Here is a 4,397-nt window from a genome sequence, read left to right as displayed (position 1 = left end):
AAATATTGACTAATATAAGAAATGGCCCAACTATTTTAACGTTACCTGAAATAATAAATTTGATGAATTCTCTTCAACTACTAAAAACTGAAGAAATATTAAAAAATGATGAGGATTTTTTACAATTGCTAGATTTATTAGTCGAATCTTATTGTGATTCGGCAATATTTGAAGTTAATGCTGATAATAAAGCCTATTTAAATCAATTTAGTCGCTGGTTAATTAAATTAGGAAAAAGGCATCCATTTGGGAAAAACCAAGATAACTTAAGCTCATATTCAAATATATTTTTAAAAGAAATGTCGAATACCTTAACCTAATGAAAAAAGCTTATATAAATTTATTGTGCGATAGTTGTAAAAAATATTTAGAAATCGATATCATTTAATTGCGAAGATAATTTATTACATAAAATTCAAATTAACAATCTACAACCAACAAAGGAAGTAACCGAAGAATGACTAATCATTTATAAAAACCAAAAGTTTAATTAAACATTAAACAAGCTGATACCTATTAAAAGCGCTAGCAGCTGAGTTAGCTAAAAATATTAAAATTCAAGACAACTTGAATAAGTTAACGGTTTTTAAAATAAAATAATCATTAAAACACCTCTTAGTGCAGAAATGACTATTCATTATGCGAGCAACATCAAAGAAAATAGCTTATCTTATTAGTCAAACTATCAATAAGTTAAAACTTATAATCAAGGCTATTTTATTGTTCGCTTTGTGGGCTTGCTCATACCGACCAATATAATGACTTAAGACACAATGCCGAATATAAAGATAGCTATCGAATTCCTTTTATCTTTTTTGATTCAGATAACAAATCTCAACAAAAAATTAATAAACAAATATCTGGATTACAACTTGTTTATTTATTAAGCAACTGGTTGGGAATTAAATTAGATGTACGACATGATTATATGCTAAATAAATTAACAGACATACCAGAACAAACGCAAATACAAATAAAAGGCTGGAAAACCAATAAACTATTTCAGTTTAATCAATTAAAAGAAGACCCAAATCCTTTTAATTGATACTAGTTTTAAATACGCCATCAACAAATCTAAATGATGGCGTTTTTTAGTGCATTACTGAGAGTGCTAGTTGTTACCTATTTCAGCAAACTTTTTGCTTGTGTAAGTACGTTTTCAACAGTAAAGCCAAATTCTTTAAACAGTTGATCAGCCGGTCCTGATTCACCAAAAGTTGTCATGCCAATAACTTTGCCATTTAACCCAACGTATTTATACCAAAAATCACTAATACCCGATTCAATAGCAAGACGAGCTGTCACTGATGATGGCAGTACTGACTCTTTATAAGCACTATCTTGTTTATCAAATGCGTCAGTTGATGGCATTGATACCACACGTACTCTCTTTCCTGCTTGGGTCAGTTGTTGATACGCTTCAACAGCAAGCTCTACTTCCGAACCAGTAGCAATAATAATCAATTCTGGTACGCCCGTGCAATCATTTAGGATATAACCACCACGATAAACATTAGCTAGTTGTTCAGCTGTACGCTCTTGCTGTTTTAGGTTTTGTCTTGAAAAGATTAATGCTGTTGGTCCTTCTTTGCGCTCAATACCATATTGCCATGCAATCGCTGACTCTACTTGGTCACACGGGCGCCATGTGCTAACATTTGGCGTAACACGTAAGCTAGCCATTTGTTCAACAGGTTGATGCGTTGGTCCGTCTTCACCCAAACCAATTGAATCATGAGTATAAACAAATAATGACCGAATTTTCATTAGCGCAGCCATACGAATCGCATTACGTGCATATTCCATAAACATTAAGAAAGTCGCACCATATGGAATAAACCCGCCATGCAATGCAATACCATTCATGATAGCGGACATACCAAACTCTCGCACACCATAATGGATATAATTACCACTAGGATTAGCTAAAATTTCTTTTGATCCTGACCACATAGTTAAGTTACTTGGCGCCAAATCAGCTGAACCACCTAAAAACTCAGGTAAAGCAGGTGCAAAGGCTTCAATGGCATTTTGCGATGCTTTACGTGTTGCAATCGTTGCAGGGTTAGCTTGTAATTTATTCACCACATCGTTAGCAATTTGTAACCAATTTTCAGGCAAATCACCATTAACACGGCGTGTAAATTCTTTGGCTAATTCAGGATAAGCTTTTGCATACGCATCAAAACGGGCATTCCATTCATCTTCACACTGCTTACCTTTATCTTTAGCATCCCAAGCATCATAATAAGCTTTAGGAATTTCAAAAGCAGGGAAATCCCAGCCAAGTGCTTTACGTGTTGCTTCAATTTCGGCATCACCTAATGGCGCACCATGGCTTTCATGACTACCCGCTTTATTTGGCGAACCAAATCCGATAACGGTTTTACACATTAATAATGACGGTTTATCAGTTACTGCTTGCGCTTGCTCAATGGCTTGTTTTAGCGCTTTGGCATCATGACCATCTATACCTCTAATCACATGCCAACCATAAGCCTCAAAACGTTTAGCTGTATCATCAGTAAACCAGCCTTCAACTTCTCCATCAATTGAAATGCCATTATCATCGTAAAATGCAATGAGTTTCCCTAATTTAAGAGTACCAGCTAACGAACATACTTCATGCGAAATACCTTCCATCATACAACCATCGCCCATAAACACATAAGTATGGTGATCAACAATAGTGTAAGCAGGCTTATTAAATTGCGCAGCTAAGGTTCTTTCGGCAATAGCCATACCAACGGCATTAGCAATACCTTGCCCTAGTGGACCTGTGGTCGTTTCAACTCCAGGCACATAACCATATTCAGGGTGACCTGCTGTTTTTGAATGCAACTGGCGAAAATTTTTAAGATCATCAATTGTCACCGCATAACCTGTTAGATGCAATAAACTGTAGATCAACATAGACGCATGACCATTTGATAAAACAAAACGATCGCGATCAGCCCATTTTGGATTAGTTGGATTATGCTTTAAAAAATCACGCCAAAGGACTTCAGCCATATCCGCCATACCCATAGGTGCTCCAGGATGGCCTGATTTTGCTTTTTGCACGCCATCCATGCTTAATGCCCTTATCGCATTCGCCAGTTCGCGGTGAGATAGTGAGGTTGCATTCATGTTGTAATCTCCAAAAAAATTTTTGAGTTAAAAATTGTTAATACATGCAAGGTAAAATTACTTGCGAAATCGTTAGTCAAATTAACAAAACAAAATAGTGGTAAAGATGGGGAGTTAACTCCCCTAGTGCTCAAAATGATTATAATAATGCCCCAATCATATCTTCTAATTTGCCTTGGTCTATGGCAAAAGCACGGATTCCTTCGGCTAGCTTTTCAACTGCCATAGCATCGCTATTATGTTGCCATCTAAATTCGGCTTCAGTCATTGGCTCTGGTCGAGCAACTACAGGTTGATTTGGATTAAGTTTTTGAACAACAGTGGCATTTGATTGTTGCATTTCAGCAAGTAAGTTAGGTGCAATAGTCAATCTATCACAACCAGCTAACGCTAAAATCTGATCGACTTTACGGAAGCTCGCACCCATTACAATGGTTTTATAACCATGCTGTTTATAGTAATTAAAGATATTACGAACAGAAATAACGCCTGGATCTTCATCCGCATTGTAAGGATCAATAGTTTTTTTAGCTTGATACCAATCATAAATACGCCCAACAAAAGGCGAAATTAAAAAGACATTTACTTCAGCACAAGCTCGTGCCTGTGCAAATGAAAACAATAAAGTTAGATTACAGTTGATGCCTTCTTTTTCGAGCACTTCAGCCGCTTTAATACCTTCCCACGTTGATGCAATTTTAATTAAAATGCGTGACTTATCAATGCCCTTTTCTTTATAAAGCGCAATGATTTTACGAGCTTTTTCAATACACGCTTGTTTATCAAAAGACAAACGAGCATCGACTTCGGTCGAAATGCGTCCTGGCACTGATTTTAAAATTTCAGCACCGATATTGACTGCCACTTGATCGCAAGCATTAATCAATTGCTGTTCTTTGCTACCACCTAATTTTTTAGCTGTTTCAATCGCAGAATCAATCAAATACCGATATTGAGGAAGCTGTGCCGCCTTTAAAACAAGAGAGGGATTAGTTGTTGCATCTTCAGGCGAAAATTGTTTAATCGAATCGATATCACCTGTATCAGCTACAACTACTGTTAGTTTTTTAAATTCATCTAATTGATTCATATTTTTTATCCTCATACAGCGCTTTACTATAATGAAAGTATAATAACATTTATTCGATAATAAAACGACTTTGTCATCGGCCGATGATTTCATTATATTGTTGGCAAAAACAAACATCTCAAACTACAAATAAGACGTTATTATCAAGCTTTACCAAGATAAATTCACTTATTTTGAT

General features: G+C 35.8%; 3 protein-coding genes. 1 reads left to right on the top strand and 2 read right to left on the bottom strand.

From position 1 onward, the window contains the following. On the top strand, window positions 1–320 hold a 320-nt coding region (locus A9G30_RS12965), incomplete at its 5' end, for a hypothetical protein (protein WP_176700870.1). 802 nt (window positions 321–1,122) lie between these two features. Here A9G30_RS12965 and tkt read toward each other — a convergent pair. Together tkt and tal are read right to left on the bottom strand one after the other, a co-directional pair. Beyond that, window positions 1,123–3,129: a transketolase gene (tkt, locus tag A9G30_RS07045; RefSeq protein WP_065588500.1), complete on the bottom strand. Its 2,007-nt coding sequence runs from the start codon at window positions 3,127–3,129 to the stop codon at window positions 1,123–1,125. Between the two features lie 139 nt (window positions 3,130–3,268). Continuing rightward, a complete protein-coding gene (gene tal / locus A9G30_RS07040; protein ID WP_065580573.1) occupies window positions 3,269–4,219 on the bottom strand; it encodes a transaldolase in 951 nt (316 codons plus the stop codon). Window positions 4,220–4,397 lie beyond the last annotated feature (178 nt).

It is taken from the genome of Gilliamella sp. Fer4-1, from assembly GCF_001690515.1.
Classification (GTDB): domain Bacteria; phylum Pseudomonadota; class Gammaproteobacteria; order Enterobacterales; family Orbaceae; genus Gilliamella; species Gilliamella apicola_C.
The sequence above is the reverse complement of the archived record's forward strand: the minus strand, read 5'-3'. Positions and strand labels throughout refer to the sequence as shown.